The sequence below is a fragment of the Bradyrhizobium sp. USDA 4506 genome, assembly GCF_054058795.1.
In genome coordinates this window covers 6425103-6442055 of sequence record NZ_JBSSBM010000002.1, presented here as the reverse complement: position 1 = coordinate 6442055, position 16953 = coordinate 6425103, and the positions used below count along the sequence as shown (strand labels likewise).

12 protein-coding genes and 1 pseudogene are annotated in these 16953 nt (G+C 66.2%); 4 read left to right on the top strand and 9 right to left on the bottom strand.

Annotated elements, in window-relative coordinates; translation table 11 throughout:
* Positions 1-151 precede the first annotated feature (151 nt).
* Complete coding sequence (locus tag ACVIHF_RS32575) at positions 152-1342, top strand: ABC transporter substrate-binding protein (protein ID WP_057021219.1); 1191 nt, start codon at positions 152-154, stop codon at positions 1340-1342.
* A gap of 42 nt (positions 1343-1384) precedes the next feature.
* On the opposite strand, the pseudogene ACVIHF_RS32570 reads toward ACVIHF_RS32575, so the two are convergent.
* Positions 1385-2371: pseudogene (locus tag ACVIHF_RS32570) on the bottom strand (IS30 family transposase); the annotation flags it as partial.
* A 197-nt stretch (positions 2372-2568) separates the two neighbouring features.
* Here ACVIHF_RS32570 and ACVIHF_RS32565 point away from each other — a divergent pair.
* A complete protein-coding gene (locus ACVIHF_RS32565; protein ID WP_253605065.1) occupies positions 2569-3606 on the top strand; it encodes an IS110 family RNA-guided transposase in 1038 nt (345 codons plus the stop codon).
* Positions 3607-3911: 305 nt separating this feature from the next.
* On the opposite strand, the gene ACVIHF_RS32560 is transcribed toward ACVIHF_RS32565, so the two are convergent.
* The 5 genes from ACVIHF_RS32560 to ACVIHF_RS32540 all read right to left on the bottom strand — a co-directional run bounded on the left by ACVIHF_RS32560 (position 3912) and on the right by ACVIHF_RS32540 (position 9550).
* Complete coding sequence (locus ACVIHF_RS32560; protein ID WP_057021220.1) at positions 3912-4301, bottom strand: MAPEG family protein; 390 nt, start codon at positions 4299-4301, stop codon at positions 3912-3914.
* A 266-nt stretch (positions 4302-4567) separates the two neighbouring features.
* Positions 4568-5653, bottom strand: a complete 1086-nt coding sequence (locus ACVIHF_RS32555; RefSeq protein ID WP_253606183.1) for a lipocalin-like domain-containing protein — start codon at positions 5651-5653, stop codon at positions 4568-4570.
* Positions 5643-8102, bottom strand: coding sequence for an FtsX-like permease family protein (locus ACVIHF_RS32550; RefSeq protein WP_456793137.1), 2460 nt, complete (start codon positions 8100-8102; stop codon positions 5643-5645). The genes ACVIHF_RS32555 and ACVIHF_RS32550 overlap by 11 nt, the downstream gene beginning before the upstream one ends.
* Positions 8099-8752 (bottom strand): ABC transporter ATP-binding protein, encoded by a 654-nt coding sequence (locus ACVIHF_RS32545; RefSeq protein WP_253606185.1) that lies wholly within the window; start codon positions 8750-8752, stop codon positions 8099-8101. Before ACVIHF_RS32545 ends, ACVIHF_RS32550 begins: the two co-directional genes overlap by 4 nt.
* Before the next feature lie 36 nt (positions 8753-8788).
* Positions 8789-9550, bottom strand: a complete 762-nt coding sequence (locus ACVIHF_RS32540; protein WP_253606187.1) for a class I SAM-dependent methyltransferase — start codon at positions 9548-9550, stop codon at positions 8789-8791.
* A gap of 223 nt (positions 9551-9773) precedes the next feature.
* Between ACVIHF_RS32540 and ACVIHF_RS32535 the strand changes: the two genes are divergently transcribed.
* Entirely contained in the window at positions 9774-11102 is a 1329-nt protein-coding gene (locus ACVIHF_RS32535) for an MFS transporter (protein WP_253606189.1), read from the top strand.
* Positions 11103-11325: 223 nt separating this feature from the next.
* Here ACVIHF_RS32535 and ACVIHF_RS32530 read toward each other — a convergent pair whose 3' ends face one another.
* Together ACVIHF_RS32530 and ACVIHF_RS32525 are read right to left on the bottom strand one after the other, a co-directional pair.
* A complete protein-coding gene (locus ACVIHF_RS32530) occupies positions 11326-13044 on the bottom strand; it encodes an N-acyl-D-amino-acid deacylase family protein (RefSeq protein ID WP_253606191.1) in 1719 nt (572 codons plus the stop codon).
* 166 nt (positions 13045-13210) lie between these two features.
* On the bottom strand, positions 13211-15031 hold the full coding sequence (locus ACVIHF_RS32525; RefSeq protein WP_253606193.1) for a chloride channel protein: 1821 nt from the start codon (positions 15029-15031) through the stop codon (positions 13211-13213).
* Positions 15032-15107: 76 nt separating this feature from the next.
* Between ACVIHF_RS32525 and ACVIHF_RS32520 the strand changes: the two genes are divergently transcribed.
* On the top strand, positions 15108-15560 hold the full coding sequence (locus ACVIHF_RS32520; protein WP_456793136.1) for a MarR family winged helix-turn-helix transcriptional regulator: 453 nt from the start codon (positions 15108-15110) through the stop codon (positions 15558-15560).
* Positions 15561-15588: 28 nt separating this feature from the next.
* Here the strand turns inward: ACVIHF_RS32520 and ACVIHF_RS32515 are convergent, their stop codons facing one another.
* Positions 15589-16827, bottom strand: coding sequence for an MFS transporter (locus ACVIHF_RS32515; RefSeq protein WP_253606195.1), 1239 nt, complete (start codon positions 16825-16827; stop codon positions 15589-15591).
* Positions 16828-16953 lie beyond the last annotated feature (126 nt).

The window sequence follows — 16953 nt, the reverse complement described above, 5'->3', positions numbered from 1 at the left end:
CGTTCCGCGCTCCTCAGGGTGACGGGAAGTTAGCAAGTGCTGTCGACGCGAGCCCATACTTTTGGCTGAGCGGAAAGAGATGGGCAGGCGTGGGGTTATAAAATAATGTCGCGCCGATTTTTCCTGATAGAAACTGCTGGGAGAGCATAGAATGAAGTCCGGATTTTTGGCCGCGGTCGCGGCCTGCAGCCTGATGCTTGCGGCGCCGGCGATGGCCCAGGGCGTCAAGATCGGCATCCTGAACGATCAGTCCGGCGTCTATGCCGACTACGGCGGCAAATATTCGCTCGAAGCCGCGCGGATGGCGGTCGAGGATTTCGGCGGCGAGGTGCTGGGACAGAAGATCGAGATCGTTACCGCCGACCATCAGAACAAGCCGGATCTTGCGACCGCGATCGCGCGGCGCTGGTACGAGGTCGAGAACGTCGACATGATCACCGAGCTCACGACGTCGTCGGTCGCGCTCGCGGTGCAGGAGCTGTCGAAGGAAAAGAAGAAGATCGACATCGTGGTCGGCGCGGCGACCTCCCGTATCACCGGCGATGCCTGCACGCCCTACAGCTTCCACTGGGCCTATGACACCCGCGCGCTCGCCGTCGGAACCGGCGGTGCGCTGACGGAAGCCGGCGGCAACACCTGGTTCTTCCTGACCGCCGACTACGCCTTCGGCTACGCGCTGGAGAAGGACACCAGCGACATCGTCACCTCAAAGGGCGGCAAGGTGGTCGGCTCGGTCCGCGTGCCGCTCAATTCGTCGGACTTCTCGTCCTTCCTGCTGCAGGCGCAGAGCTCGAAGGCCAAGATCATCGGGCTCGCCAACGCCGGACTCGACACCACCAACTCGATCAAGCAGGCGGCCGAGTTCGGCATCGTGCGCGGCGGCCAGAAGCTTGCCGGCCTGTTGATGACGCTGTCGGAGGTGCACGGTCTCGGGCTCGAGGCGGCGCAAGGTCTCGTGCTCACCGAGGGCTTCTACTGGGACCACGACGACGCCTCGCGCGCCTTCAGCGAGCGCTTCTTCAAGCGCACCAGCCGGATGCCGAGCATGATCCATGCCGGCACCTATTCGGCGACGCTGAGCTATTTGAAGGCGGTGAAGGCCGCCGGCACCAAGGACAGCGAGGCGGTCGCCGCCAAGCTGAAGGAGCTGCCGGTCGATGACGCCTTCGCCAAGGGCAAGGTGCTCGCGAACGGCCGCATGGTGCACGACCTCTATCTGTTCGAGGTCAAGAAGCCCTCGGAATCGAAGAAGCCGTGGGACTATTACAAGCAGATCGCCGTGGTGCCCGGCGACAAGGCCTTCTTCACCGCCAAGGAAAGCGGCTGCCCGCTGACCAAGTGAGGCGAATATCCACGGGTGGTGTCGTCCTGGCGAAAGCCAGGAGGTGGATTCACATTCGAAGTGCAACACTTGAGCAAAGGACTCGGCAGGCGTGCGGTAGTCAAGGCATTTGCGCGGGGTGTTGTTGTAGGCGGCGATGAACTGGCGGAATCTGGCGGTCGAGAGGGTTACGAGATCCGTCTTGCGGGGAATAAAGCGGCGCATCCTGCCGATGGCGTTCTCGATGCCACCCTTCTGCCAGGGGGCATGGGGATCGCAGAAGAAGGTCGCGATCGAGAGGCGGTGCAGCGCCAGGTGACCGGCGAACTCGGTGCCGTTGTCGAAGGTAACGCTCTGGCGCAGCTCTTGTGGAAGGGTCGCGAAGAAGCCCACGAGATGGCGGGCGACACCGCGCGCGACCTTGCTGGCAAGGCGGATGCCGAGCAGCAGCCGCGAGGTGCGCTCGTGCACGGCCAGCACGGCCTGACCGTATTTCGAGAACATCATCAGGTCGGCCTCCCAGTGTCCGGGCACGCTGCGGTCGGCCGCTTCGAGCGGCCGATTTGCCAAGGGTACACGGCCTTCGATGAAGCTTGCGGGGCTGCCGCCCCGCTTGCCGCGGCAGCCGCGCTTGCTCTTGGCGCGCGGCAGATAGCGCCGCCAGTTGAAGTCCGTGGTGCGCCTGAGTTGGCCATAGATGAAGCGGTAGATGGTCTCGTGGGAGATCACCTTGCGCCCGCACTCGCGGGCCAGCCGGCCAGCGACCTGCTCGGGCGACCAGCCGCGGCGAAGGCGTTGCAACACCGCGCGGCGCAGGCCGGGCTCCCGTTCGAGGCGTCCGCCCGTCCAGCGCCGCGCTCGCATCTGGTGCTGGGCATAGCTCGGCTTGTAGCCGACCTGGCTCCCCCGATTGCGCCTCAGTTCCCGAGAGATCGTTGATGGCGAGCGATCCAGAGCTGCCGCGATTTGCCGGACCGAGCTGCCATTGGCCGATAGGCAGGCAATCTCGCATCGGTCGTCCAGAGAGAGCTGCTTGTAAGTCCGCCCCATGGCAACACCTCCTCAAGGAAGTGTTGCACTTCGTTTGTGAACTCAGGGGACCCATTACCCCGATTGGATGTTGTTGCACCACGCTGTGGCCATCAGATTGCCCATAACCACGCTCTGTGGTTGATGGTGTGGACGGCCCCCTACGGCATCAGTGTGCCAGAATGAGGTTGTCTAGATCTCATACATGGGAGCCGTCCGTGAACCAGATTATCCGCATTGGGATTGATACGTCGAAGTATATTTTTGTGCTGCATGGGGTTGATGCGGCGGAGCAGGTGGTGCTGCGCAAGAAGCTGTCGCGCAAACAAGTGCTGGAGTTCTTCGCCAAATTGCCGCCGACTGTGATCGGGATGGAGGCCTGCGGGGCTTCGCAACATTGGGCGCGTCAGCTTTCCAAGCTCGGTCACGAGGTGAAGCTGATGGCACCGCAATTGGTCAAACCCTACGTGATGCGGAACAAGAATGACGGGCGGGATGCAGAAGGCCTGTGTGAAGCGATGAGCCGGCCGAGCATGCGCTTCGTGCCGGTGAAGACGGCCGAGCAGCAGGCCGCGCTGATGCTGATGGGTGTCCGCGACGGATTGATCGTCCGGCGCACCCAGCTGACCAATACGATACGCGGCCACGCGGCGGAGTATGGCCTGATCGCCCCCAAGGGACTGGACGCGATCGAACCCCTGCTGGTGCGGATTGCGCAGGACGAGACGCTTCCGGTTCTGGCGCGCGAGCTGTTTGTGGTGCTGGGCCGGGAGCGCGTCAGGCTCGAGGGTGAGTTGGAGGCGGTTGAGGCCAAGCTGATGGCCTGGCACCGCGCCGATGCCACGGGCCGGCGCTTGGCTCAGATCCCCTCGGTCGGTCCGATCGTTGCAACCGCGCTGGTGATGAAGACACCTGATCCGCGCACGTTCCGTTCTGGTCGTCATTTTGCGGCCTGGCTGGGATTGACACCCAAGGACCACTCCACCGCTGGCAAGACCAGGCTTGGCAAGATCACGCGGGCTGGCGATGAGAACTTGCGCCGTCTGCTGGTGGTCGGGGCCACAGCGGTGATCCAGCAGGCCAGGCGGGGACGCGGTCATCACTCGCGCTGGCTGCTGGCCCTGATCAAGCGCAAGCCGCCGAAGCTTGCGGCCGTGGCGCTCGCCAACAAAGTGGCCCGTATCGCCTGGAAGCTGATGGCAACGGGCGAGAGTTACGAGGCGGCACGGATGAATCCCATGACAGCCGCCGCCTAATCGATTAGCCGGCGGGCTCGCTCGCCGGCCGACCGGAGCTGCAAGAGCAGATGGAGCGATCGATCGAGCAACGATGCGAGACAGTCCGCAGGACCCATCGGCCGCCAACAGGCCGCGTGGTTGTTTGGAACTCGCATCGCGCAAACCATCTTGGCCAGCGATCCATTCGATCGCACCCAACAGGCCGGACATATGGATGCAAGCGATCCGATCTCACCAAACAGCTCTTGTGCCACGGGGGCCGTCCACATATGGGTCCTGGCTTTCGCCAGGACGACGGTAGTGGTTATGGCGCGACCGCGCCTTCAATGCGCCAGCCGCCACACCGCGCCGCCGATCGCGCCAACCCAGAGGATGACGCAGGCGAGCGCCTGGATGGCGAAGCCGGGGCTGCGTTTTGCCACTGCTTCGCGATAGCCGATGAAATAGACGATGCGGCCGATCACCCAGATCGCGCCGACCGCCGCCGCGGCGGCATCGCCGACATAGACCGCGAACAGCCAGAGCGACGGCAGGAAGATCGGCATCCATTCCAGCGTGTTCATCTGGATGCGGTAGATGCGCTCGAAATCCGGATTTCCCGTGATCGCCGGCAGCTTGACCCCGTAGACCGCGCGGGCGCGGGCGACCTGCAGCGCGAAGAAGAAGTGCAGCGCGACCGCAAGGCAGGTGACGATGGCGGTGTAGTGGTACATGTCAGGCATTTCCTCTTTCCAATGGCCCCGATGTCATGACGGGTCAGCGAGGCCCGGTGTGACATGCGGCCTCGCTTTACCTCTCCCCGCGCGCGGGGAGAGGTCGGAACGCATCGTCAGATGCGTTCCGGGTGAGGGGGACCTCGGCGACACCAGCTGTCACCGGGTACGCGGAGACGGCCCCTCACCCCAACCCTCTCCCCGTAAGAACGGGGCGAGGGAGCACAGTTATGCCGCGGCCCCATTCGGACCAATTCCGTCACGTCCTAGTACCCCGTCATCTCAAGATAGCCGATTCCGGCGTGGCTGCCTGCAAAGCGGATCGGGCCTTCCCAATAGGGGAAGCTGGTTCCCATCCAGGCCTTCGGATTGAGCGGCGTGGTCTCGATGGCAAGGCCGCGTGCGGGCAGGTTGACGCGCCATGATGTCGGCAGCTTGCGGCCGTCGATCTCGGTGGTCGCGAGCGGCGCGATGCTGTTGCTGCCGGCGGCGATCTCGGCCGAGCGGCCGTCCGGCGTGATCCAGTTGCCGAACAGGTTTTCGCGGCCGTCCTTCTGGCGCAGCCGGTACAGCATCAGCTTCTCGTCGCCGGGCAGATGCAGCGAGAACCAGTCCCAGCCGGTCTGATCGGCCGCCAATGGCTGGCTGCTCCATTCGCGATCCATCCAGGCCATGCCCGTGACATCGATCGGTCTGTCGTCGATCACGATGCGGCCGGACGCCTTGTAGAACGGCTGGCTGTAATAATAGGAGGCCTGCCCGCGATCCGACTTGCGGCTGTAGCCGTGGTCGCCCTGCAGCACCAGGGCGCGGTCGGCGTCGAGCCGCAGCGCGGTGCTGAAGTCGGCGGCGGAGGCCTTGAGCTCGAGCGGTGCGACGCGCTGGGTATCGAACGCATCGCGCCCGCGCAGCTCCCAGGCGTCGATCCAGGCGCGGAACGGCGTGGCTTCGACCGCGGCCTGCCCGACGCCGCCGCGGGCAAAGGTCTCGCTGAAGCGGTGCGTGCCGGCGCTGGTCACGGCGGCGTGGCCCATCCAGAGCTGCTGATTGGCCCAGCCCTCGGCCGGTCCGCCCGCTTTCATCGCCTGGCGGAACAGCGTCCATTGCGCGCCATAGGCCGCGCCGCTCGTGTCGGACAGGTTGGCGGTCACGTACCACCATTCGATCCGGAATTCCGGATGCGGGCCGTGGTCCGTGGGGAACGTGAATGGCTTGCCCGGCGTGACGGCGGCAAATCCTTCCGCGGTCTCGCCGAGCCCGGCGAAGCCCTGCGCGAACGTCTTGCCGCCGAGCGCCAGCCCCAGCGCACCGCCGGCAAAGGCGCGACGGGTGATGGTGCCGCTAGCGCTCATTGACAAAGATCCTGATCAGGCTGGCGGGCTGCATGCGCGCCAGCCTCGCGACCGGAAGCGCCGCGGCACAGAATGCGGCGGCCAGCGCCACCGCGAGCAGCTCGATCAGCTGCAGCGGGAAAATGTGGAACGGCAGCCGCCAGCCGAACGCCTTGACGTTGACGATCGCAAGCAGGCACCACGCCACCAGCAGGCCGAGCGGCAGCGCAAACAGCGCGGTGATCAGCGCGACCGCCATGGTCTTCAACAGTTCGAGCGCGGCGAGCCGCCGCCGGGTCAGGCCGATCGCCCACAGCGGCGCCAGCTGCGGCAGCCGCGAATTGGCCAGCGTGAGCAGGCTGGTCAAAAGCGCAATGCCGGCGACGCCGAGCGTGAAGGCGTTGAGCGCGGCGGTCACCGAGAAGGTGCGGTTGAAGACCCGCTTCGATTCCGTTTTCATCCTGGCCTGGTCGGCGATGTTGTGATCATCGAGACCGAATTTCTCCTGTAGCGCGGTGATCAGCGGTGCGATCTTATCCGGTGCCACGCGGAGGCCCATCCGTGTCATTGGTGTCTGCGGGAAGCGCCGGGTCAGCGCGGCGAAGTTGACCGCGATCTGGCCCTTGGGGTTGCCGTAATCGGCATAGATGCCGACGATCTCGAGCGGCCAGTTGCCGCCGGGGGCGGGTACCTCGATATGATCGCCGATCGCCAGCTTCATCCGCCGCGACAGCTGCTCGCTGACGAGGCAGGTGTCGCCGGGCCGCAGCCGAACCCACGCATTTGCGACGCTTTCGAGCAACGGCCAGCTGTCGTGATAGGTGGCGTGGTCGGGCAGGCCGAGCACCTCGATCGGCGCGCCGTCGAGCTGGGTGTCGGCGCGGCCGCCGGGCAGGATGGCCTGAACCTCGGGCCGATCGCGCAGCCAGGCCTTGATCTCCTTTGCCTGCTGATCGCTGGCGGCGCTGATGTAAACGTCGGCGGCGAGCCTTCCGTCGAGCCAGACCAGGAAGGTGCGGTTGAAACTTTCCACCATGGTGCCGACGCCGACATTGACCGCGAGCGCAAGCAGCAGCGCCATCAGCGCCAGCGACAGTCCCGACAATTGCTGGCGGCTGTCGGCCCAGAACCAGATGCCGACCGGCGCCCGCGCGCTGCGCTGCCCGAAGGCCAGCGCAATCTGCAGGACCATCGGCAGGATCAGCGCCGCGCCGAGCATCAGCGCGGCGAGCACGGCGAAGCCCGCGATCAGGGAATCGCCGAACCAGATCAGGCCCGCGGCGACCGCAAACACCGCGAGTGCCGCCGCGCTCTGGAGCAGCAGCCAGCGCCGCTGCGCCTGCTGCCAGGCCTGCGGCTGCGCCGTCGCCAGCACCGGCATCCGGATCGCCTTGGCAAGGCTCGCAGCCGCCGCGGCGAGCGCGCCAAGAATGCTGATAGCGATGCCGGCGAACCACCAGGCGGGTTTAAGCGAAAGCTGTCCGGGAATCTGCGCGCCATAGAGCCCGCGCAGCGAGGCCGCGACATCCGGCAGCAAGGCAGCCGCAATGAAGTAGCCGCAGACGAGGCCGATGAGGCCGGCGACCAGCGCCAGCGACACCAGCTCGATCACCAGCACGGTGTTGAGCATTCGCGCCGAGACGCCACAGGCGCGCAGTGTGCGCAGCATCGGCAGCCGCTGCTCGAAGGCGAGGCCGATCGCGGAGTTGACGATGAACAGGCCGACGAAGAACGACAGCAGGCCGAACGCAGTGAGGTTGAGATGGAAGCTGTCGGTGAGGCGTTCGAGGTCGCTCTCCGCGCTCGGCTCGACCAGGCGGAGCTTGTCACCCGCCACGCTTTCGAGCGTTGCGTGCGGCGCTTTGGACCTGCCAACGAGGAGGCGCGAGACCTGGCCGGGCATTTTGAGGATGTCCTGCGCGATACCGATATCGACGATCAGTGCGCCGGGCGCGAGCTCGGCCTGTACGCGCAGCGGCGGCAAGCTCATGCCGTTGGCCTGCGGCTGCTCGCCTTCCTTGAGGCCGAGATCGCGTAGCGTTTCCGGGGCCACCAGCATTTCGCCCGGCGGCGTGACGAAGGATTGCAGGCTGCCGCGTCCGACCGCCGGCGCGTTGCCGACCTCGGACGGCAGCGTCACCGGCTCGATGCCGAGCAGGCGGAAGCTGCGCCCGTCGATCTGGACCCGGCCCTCCAGCATCGGCGACACCGGCCAGCCGGCACGGCGCAGATCGACGAACAGTTGTTGCGGGAAGGTCGCGCTGTCCCTGGCGACCAGCATTGCAGTGCGCGATCCGCCGAAGGTCGCGGCAGCGCGGTCATAGGCGATGCGGGCCTGCTGGTTCAGCGCCTGCACGCCGCTCCACAGCGCGGTGGCCGAGATCAGTCCGATCAAGAGCGTTGCGAGCTGCATCGGATGCCGCCGCCAGTGGCTGAGCAGCACCGCAAGGATCCACAGCGCGCGCCTCATGCGACGATCCCGGCATGCAGGGTGACCTGGCGGTCGAGCGTCGCCGCAAGCCGCGCGCTGTGTGTGACCATCAGGAAGCCGCAGCCGGTGCGGGTCACCAGATCGCGTGCCAGTGCCAGCACCTCGTCGGCGGTGTCCTCGTCGAGATTGCCGGTCGGCTCGTCGGCGAGCAGCAACAGCGGCTTTGGCGCCAGCGCGCGGCCGATCGCGACGCGCTGCTGCTGACCGCCGGACAGTTGCTCGGGATAGCGCCTGAGCAGGCTTCTCAGGCCGAGGCGCTCGACCAGTTCGTCGTGCCAGGCGGCGTCATGCCGGCCGGCGATGCGCGACTGAAACACGAGATTGTCCGTGACCGTCAGGCTCGGGATCAAATTGAATTGCTGGAACACGAGGCCGAGCCGGTCGCGGCGTAATTCGGCGCGGCCAGCGTCGTTGAGGTCGGAGACGACGGTGTCGGCGAGGGCGATCTCGCCGCTGTCGGCGGCATCGAGCCCCGCGATCAGATGCAGCAGCGTGCTCTTGCCGCTGCCGGATTCGCCCGATAGCGCCACGCTCTCGCCGGTCGCAACGGCAAGGTCGACGCCGCGCAGCACAGCGACGTCTTCGCCGGCAGAGCGGTAACTCTTGGTCAGTCCGGTGACGCGAAGCACTGCGGCGGTCTGGTCAGATGAAACGATGGCCGTGCCTCATTGCGGCTTCTGGTATTTCAGGACGAACTCGTCGATCGGCACCGGTGCCTTGAAGACGGGAATGTCCTTGGGGTCCTCCGCATGATGCAGGAAATCGCCCTCGGCCACCAGCTTGAAGCCGGCCGCCTCGATCTCCTGCTTCAAGGTGCTCTCCTCGATCCGGTGCAGCGTCTTGGCGACATTGGTGCCTTCGCCCGTCTTGGCGGAGTGATCCGCGATCACGAGGAAGCCGCCCGGCTTGAGCGCGGCGAACATCTTCTTGTTCATCGCGGCGCGGTCGACCGGCAGATAGGTGATGTCGTGATAGAAAAAGAAGAAGGTGATCATGTCGAGGTCCTTGACCTCGGGCGGGATCGGGTCGTCATAGTCCCGCACCACATGGACGACGTTCTTCATCGCCGGCGCCTTGGCGCGATTGTCGAACTTGTCCTTGACGAAGCGCTCGAGCACGGTCGCGGAATCCTGTGCGTAGACCTTGCCCGACGGGGCTACGGTGCGCGCCAATAGTTCGGTGCTGTAACCCGCGCTCGCCGCCATGTCGAGGATCGTCATACCGGGCTTGACGCCGGCAAAGGCGAGCATCTTGGCCGGCTGCCGGCGCTGGTCGACCTGACGATCCGCATCGCTGCGATCGGGTGCGGCGACGATCGCGGCGTAGTCGGGATTGGCGGCGTCTGCCGCGCGAACTTGAGGCGCGGCAAGCAGCGCGGCGGATACAAGTGCTGCGCAGGTGGCGGCACATAGGATCAATCTGTTCATGAAATAACCCCGGGCTTTTCGTTGGCCCTGAACATAGCAGTCGGGACATGACAGTTCACCGCTCCACTGGCGCGACCGACGCGATCGTGATCGGGCCGTTAGAAGCGCTCCGGGGCGCACAACCCCGAGGAAATGCGGTGTTGCGTTGCACGGCGAGGCGTGGCTAGCATCGCCGGACGGGGCCGATTTACGAAGCCAAAAACGAAACGACGGGGAGCCGGACATGACGACGCAAGCGACGCCCGAGAGGACGTCAGAGGGGCTGTCAAAGGGGACGCCGAAGGGCGCCTGGCAAATCACCTTCCTTCTATTCCTGTTCATGGTGGTGAACTTTGCCGACAAGATCGTGGTCGGGCTCGCCGGCGTGCCGATCAAGAAGGAAATGGGCCTCACCCAGGAGCAGTTCGGCGATCTCGGCTCGTCATTCTTCCTCTTGTTCTCGATCTCGGCGATCGTGGTCGGCTTCATCGTCAACCGCGTCGCCACCCGCTGGGTGCTGCTGATCCTGGCGGTGATCTGGTCGCTGGCGCAATTTCCGATGGTCGGCACCGTCAGCTTCACGACGCTGGTGATCTGCCGCATCATCCTCGGCGCCGGCGAGGGGCCGGCGTTCTCGGTCGCGGCGCACGCGATCTACAAATGGTTTCCGGACGAGAAGCGCACGCTGCCGACCGCGATCCTGTCGCAGGGCTCCGCGTTCGGCGTGATCCTCGCGGTGCCCGCGCTGAACTGGATCATCGTCAATCACAGCTGGCATCACGCCTTCGGCGCGCTCGGCATCGTCGGCCTGATCTGGGCCGTCGCCTGGTTCGCGCTCGGCAAGGAAGGGCCGCTGGTGTCGACGTCTGCCGTGACGGCCGACGAGCCGCGGATTCCGTATTGGAAGCTTTTGACCTCGCGCACCTTCATCGGCTGCGTGGTGGCAACCTTCGGCGCCTATTGGGCGCTGTCGCTCGGGCTCACCTGGTTCACGTCCTTCATCATCGAGGGGCTCGGCTTCTCGCAGCACCAGGCCGGCTTCGTCTCGATCCTGCCCTGGATCTTCGGCGCGACGATCGTGCTGCTGACCGGCTGGATCTCGCAGCTGATGCTGGCGCGCGGCTTCACCACCCGCGGCGCGCGCGGCGTGCTCGGCTCGGTGCCGCTGATCTTCGGCGGCGCCATCCTTGCGATGCTGCCCTATGCGCCGCCCGGCGGGATCATGATCGCGCTGCTGGTGATCGGCTCCGGCCTGTGCGGCTCGATCTACGTGGTGTGCCCGCCGATGCTCGGCGAGTTCACGCCGGTGTCGCAGCGCGGCGCGATCATCGCGATCTACGGCGCGCTCTACACGATCTCGGGCATCCTGGCGCCGATGGTGATGGGCAATGTGATCCAGCACGCGGCCACGCCGATGGCCGGTTACATGTCCGGCTTCACTATCAACGCGGCGATCATGGCCGGCTCCGGCCTGCTCGGATTGCTGCTGCTGTGGCCGAACAGCGAGCGGGCGCGGCTGACCGGCACGTCGCAGCCGGCAGGCACGATCAAAGGCGCGATGTCGCCGACGTAAGGGGCGCACCTCTGGCAACTCGCTCCACTTCGCCTCTCCCCTTGTGGGAGAGGCCGGATTTCGCGCGTCAGCGGGAAATCCGGGTGAGGGGTCTGCCTCCGCGAGCTCCGTCCCTCGAGAGACCGCAACCCCTCACCCGGATCGCATTGCGCTCCGCTGCATGCGATCCGGCCTCTCCCACAAGGGAGAGGCGGGAGTCCCGTAGCCCGGATCGCTGCGTCTCTCAATTCATCCCCTGCGCGCCGCGCACCAGTCTGCCCGGGCGTGCGCCGGTGGCCTTGCCCTCGCGCTGGGTCACGATGCCCGACACGATGGTGGCGTCATAGCCGTCGACCTGCTGCAGGAGGCGGCGGCCGCCGACCGGCAGGTCGTAATGCACCTTCGGAGGGTGCAAATGCAGCCGGTCGTAATCGATCACGTTGACGTCGGCCTTGAAGCCAGGAGCGATCACGCCGCGATCATACAGACCGACCGACAGCGCGGTCTTGCGCGACTGCGCCGCGACCACGAACGGGATAGAGAGCTTCTCGCCGCGGCTGCGGTCGCGCGTCCAGTGCGTCAAGAGATAGGTCGGGAAGCTGGCATCGCAGATGATGCCGCAATGCGCGCCGCCGTCGGACAGGCCGGGCACGGCACTGGGCTCGCGCAGCATCTCATGCACGGCGTCGAGGTTGCCGTCGGCGTAATTCAGGAACGGCACATAGAGCATGCCGCGACCCTCGTCGGTCAGCATCGCGTCATAGGCAAGCTCTTCCGGCTGACGGCCCTGGCGCCGCGCCTGCGGCCCGAGCGCGTTTTCCGGCGGCTGCTCATAGTTCGGCGGATTACCCAAGAGATACATCTTGTCGTAGTTCGGCCGGAAGAACAGCGGATCGTCGGTCGCCGTCGCGCTCTCGCTCAGGATCGCCGCGCGCACCTCGGGCCGACGCAGATGCGCGAGCCGCTCGGCCAGCGGCAATTTGGCGATCTCGCGATAGCTCGGATGGGTCTGGAACGGATTGCGCGACAATTCGAGCCCGAGCAGCAGCCCGACCGGCCGTGCCGCGATCTGGGTCGTGATCGACAGGCCGCGGGCGGCGGCTTCATTGATGGTGTCCATGGTCTGCCGCCAGCGCCGCGGCGCCTTGTCGGCCTGTGCGACAGAGAACGAGATCGGGCACCTTGTGTTCTCGGCGACCCGCAGCATCATCGGCAGGTCTTCGTGCACGGTGCTCTGGTCGAGCACGAATTGCAGCACGCTGCGGCCGACGCCATGCATCGCGCCGGCGATCGCGGTCAGTTCATCTTCGCCGGCTTTCAGCGTCGGCGTGTAGTCGCCGGTCGAGGTGCGGTGATTGAGCGTGCGCGAGGTCGAGAAACCCAGCGCGCCCGCCCGCACTGCGTCGCCGGCGAGCGCCGCCATCGCCTTGTTGTCCTCGGCCGTTGCCGGATCGCGGCGCGCGCCGCGCTCGCCCATCACATAGACCCGCAGCGCGGCATGCGGCAGCTGCGCGCCGATATCCATGTCGAAATCGCGCTTCGACAGCCACTCCATGTAGTCGGGGAAGCTCTCCCACGCCCAGGGAATGCCGGCGGAGAGCACCGGCTCCGGAATGTCCTCGACGCCTTCCATCAGCTGGATCAGCCTGGTGTGGTCGCTCGGCCGGCACGGCGCGAAGCCGACGCCGCAATTGCCCATGATCGCCGTGGTGACGCCGTTCTGCGACGACGGCGTGATGTCATGGCTCCAGGTCACTTGGCCGTCGTAATGGGTGTGGACGTCGACGAAGCCGGGCGCCACCAGCTTGCCGCGGGCGTCGATCTCTTCCTTGCCCTTCGCCGAAACCTTGCCGACTTCAGTGATCTTGCCGCCTGTGATCGCGACATCGGCTTCATAGAGGTCGCCGCCCTTGCCGTCGGCGATGGTGCCGCCGCGGATCACGAGGTCTGGGGTCGAGGTCATGGCATTTCATCCCGAGGCTGTTTTTGGTTGACGGCATCATGGGTCAGCCCCCGATGCTGTCAACCAGCGCCGATGAAGCTCTGGGATGCGCTGTTGCTGATTTGCCAGCAGGGATCGAGCGTTGCCGTCCGGCGGAAATTTGTTCCGCCGGCAACCCGCCGCGAACCTATCGCGCGCCGAAGAACGCTGTCTTCTGGGTCTCCTCGGCCTGCAGCCTGGCGCGGACGCGCATCAGGTCCTTCCAGCCGATATAGCCGACGAGGCGCTGATCCTCGCGCGAGATCACAGGCAGATGCGAGACGTTGACCTGCATCAGGCGGTCGGCGAGCCGGTCGAGATATTCGTCGGGATAGGCGACGGTGATCTTGCTGCCGGCCAGCAGCTGCCTGAGCGTCGCGGTGCGATGCTTGCCGGCGCGGCGCCAGCGCAGCACGGACGGCGGGTCGATCACGCCGAGCACGTGATGGTTGGCGTCGACGACGGGAAAGCTGGGGTGACCGGTCTTCGGGTTGGTCAGGAAGGCGGCCGCGCCGTGCAGCGTCATGGTGTCGGCGACGGTCTCGACCGCCTTGGTCATGACGTCGCGCACGCGGGTCAGCGCGAACGGATCGACACGGTACTCGCGCACCAGATGATGGCCGCGCCGAGCCACCTTCTCGGTCAGGATCGAGCGCCGCATCAAAAGCACCGTGACGCCGTGCGCGGTGCCGCAGGCCGCGATCAGCGGCAGCAGCACATGGGTGTTGCCGGTCAGCTCGACCGCGAAGAAGGTTGCGGTCAGCGGCGAGCGCATCGTGCCGCCCATCGTCGCCGCCATCGCCAGCAGCGCCCAGAAGCCGGGGCTCGCTTCAGGCAGATAGCCGCTCAGCGCCGTTCCCATCGCGCCGCCCATGATGAGCAGCGGCGCCAGCACGCCGCCCGACGTGCCCGAGCCGAGCGCGACCGACCAGATCACGGCTTTCACCACGAGCAGCAGCAGCGCGGCCTTCAGCACCACATCGCCTTGCAGCATCGACGCGAGGTTGTCATAGCCGACGCCGAGCGCCTGCGGCTCGATCAAGCCGCCGAGGCCGACGACCAGGCCGCCGATCAGCGGCCACCACATCCAGTGGATCGGCAGCTTGAGGAAGATGTCCTCGCAGCCATAGACCAGCTGGGTGAGCACGCCCGACAGCAGCCCGGAGAGGATCCCGATCAGCATCCAGGCGCCGAGCTGCAGCACCGAGATGTCGACGCCGCCGGTGAACGGAAACAGCGGCGCGGGCATGTGCAGGAAGGTGCGTCCGACCGCCGCCACCACGGCGGCGACGGTGACGGGAATGAAGCTGCGCGGCGTCCATTCGAACAGCAGCAGTTCGACCGCGAGCATGATCGCGGCGATCGGCGTTCCGAACACCGTGGTCATTCCGGCGGCGGCGCCCGCCACCAGCAGGGTCTTGCGCTCGTTGTCGCTGACCGGGAGCATCTGCGCGATCAGCGAGCCGATCGCGCCGCCGGTCATGATGATCGGGCCCTCGGCGCCGAACGGGCCGCCGGTGCCGATCGACACCGCCGACGACAACGGCTTCAGGATCGCCACCTTGGGGTCGAGCCGGGAACGGCCGAGCAAGATGGCCTCGATCGCTTCCGGAATGCCGTGCCCGCGGATCTTCTCGCTGCCGAAACGCGCCATCAGCCCGATGATCAGCGAGCCCACGACCGGCACCAGCACGGTCCAGAGCCCGAGCGGCGAATCCTGCAATTTCAGGTCGGCGAAGCTGAACTGGCCGAAATAGGCGATGTTGGTGGCGAGCTTGATCAGCTGCAGCAGTCCCGCCCCGGCCAGCACGCCTGCGGCGGAAACAAACACGGCGATCGCCGAGATCACCACGACGCGCGGATCGGTCGTGAAGTCGCTCAGGAGGTGGCTGGCCTTCTCGCCGATTTTGGCGGTGTTTGGGGCGGTGTTCGTAGCGGAGGCGCTCGATTTGGTGGAAATGACGCTCATTGGTGGCGTAAGGCTCGGGTGAAGTGGACGCGGCGTAATATCGCATTGCGATATAATTACAAGCGGGAGACATCGAATGGCAGCGTTGAAAGGACCGTCGAAATCGCCGAGGCAGGACCAGAAGCGGGTTCCCAGCCAGGGCGATTACGAAACGCTGTCGCAATTTCGCTATCTGATCCGCCGGTTTCTGGAGTTCAGCCAGGACGCCGCGAAGGCCGCAAGCCTGACACCGCGGCAGCATCAGGCATTGCTGGCGATCCGGGGGTATCCGGGCGGCGGGCCGGTTGCGGTCGGTGATCTGGCCGAACGGCTGCGGCTTCGTCACCACACCACGGTCGAACTGGTCGACCGGCTGTCCGAGGCCGGACTGGTCGAGCGCGTGCTCGATCCCGCCGACCAGCGGCGGGTGCTGCTGAAATTAACCGGCCTTGCGGCCGATCATCTCGCCGAATTGTCGGCGGTCCATCTCGATGAGCTGTCGCGGATCGAGCCGCTCCTGAAGCAGGTGCTGTCGCGACGGTCGGAATGACCGCGCCGCGTGCGCAACGTTTCGCGTTTCAGGCGCGCGGGCTGGCGGTCTCGGCCTCGTATCCCGAAGCCTGCGGCTTGCGCTCGGTGACGAGGGCAAGCAGCACGGTCAGCACCATGAAGACCACGGAGGCGCCGAACACCCAGTGCGGCATGTGCTGGTCCATGATCCAGCCGAACAGCAGCGGGCTCACGATGCCGCCGAAGTTGAAGCCGGTGGAGACGATGCCGAAGGCGCGGCCGGCGGCGCCGGGCGGCGCCGCGTTGCGCACCATCATGTCGCGGGACGGCGCGATCACCCCGCCGAGGAATCCGGCGAGCCCCATCGCCAGCGTGAGCGCCACCGGCGGCAGGTCGAGCAGCGCAATCAGCAGCACGAGGGCGGCATTGACCGCGAAGCAGGCCGCGGCGACCTGGCTGTGGCGGTGGGTCCAGTCGGCGAGATAGCCGCCGGCGAGCACGCCGGCCGCGCTGGCGCCGAGGAATGCAGTCAGCGCGATATTGGCCGTCGAGAACGACGCGCCGTAGCCGCCCATCAGTGCGACCACGCCGAAATTGTTGATGCCCGAGGTCGACAGGCTGAGCAGCGTGAAGAAGGCCGTCAGCACCATCAGCGCCGGCGTGATTACGCTCGCCTTCGGCGCGGCGCCCTCCTTTGCCTTGTTCTTGTTGGCGCCGGCATCGGGAATGCCGAGCACGATCAGGAACAGCGCCACCAGCGGCCCGACCGCGCCGGCGACGATCAGCGCGCCGAGGCCGCCGATCGAGGCCACGAGCGCCGCCATGATCGCGGGCGCAACCGCGCCGCCGAGGAATCCGGCGAAGGTGTGGATCGAGAAGGCGCGGCCCATCCGCGCCTCGTCCATATGCGCCGAGAGGATTGCATAGTCAGCCGGATGATAGACGCTGTTGGCGAGGCCCAGCAGCACCGCGCAGACGATCAGCGACGTATAGCTGAGATGCAGGCCGAGCCCGATCAGCGCGCAACCGCCGACGGTCAGTCCGATCAACAGGATCTTGCGCGCGCCGATATGGTCGGCGAGGTAACCGATCGGCGCCTGGGTCAGCCCGGAGACCACCGCGAACACCGTCAGCGCCAGGCCGAGCTCGACATAGCCGACGCCGAGCTGCTGCTTCAGGAACGGGAACAGCATCGGCAGCACGAAGATATGGAAATGGCTGACCCAATGGGCGACCGAAATCCCCGTCAGCGTGCGCAGCGCACTGTCGGCTTTCGCTTGCTGCGGTGCGGCCAAAACGTCGACCATGTGCCTGAAAACCCTAATTCCGGAAAGCCCGCCGAAAATAGAGATTGGCCGCTAATTGTCCATGAACGCGGGCGCATGGCTGCCCCCGGCGCGGGCGTGCCGGATCGACACATGCGGCATTAAATG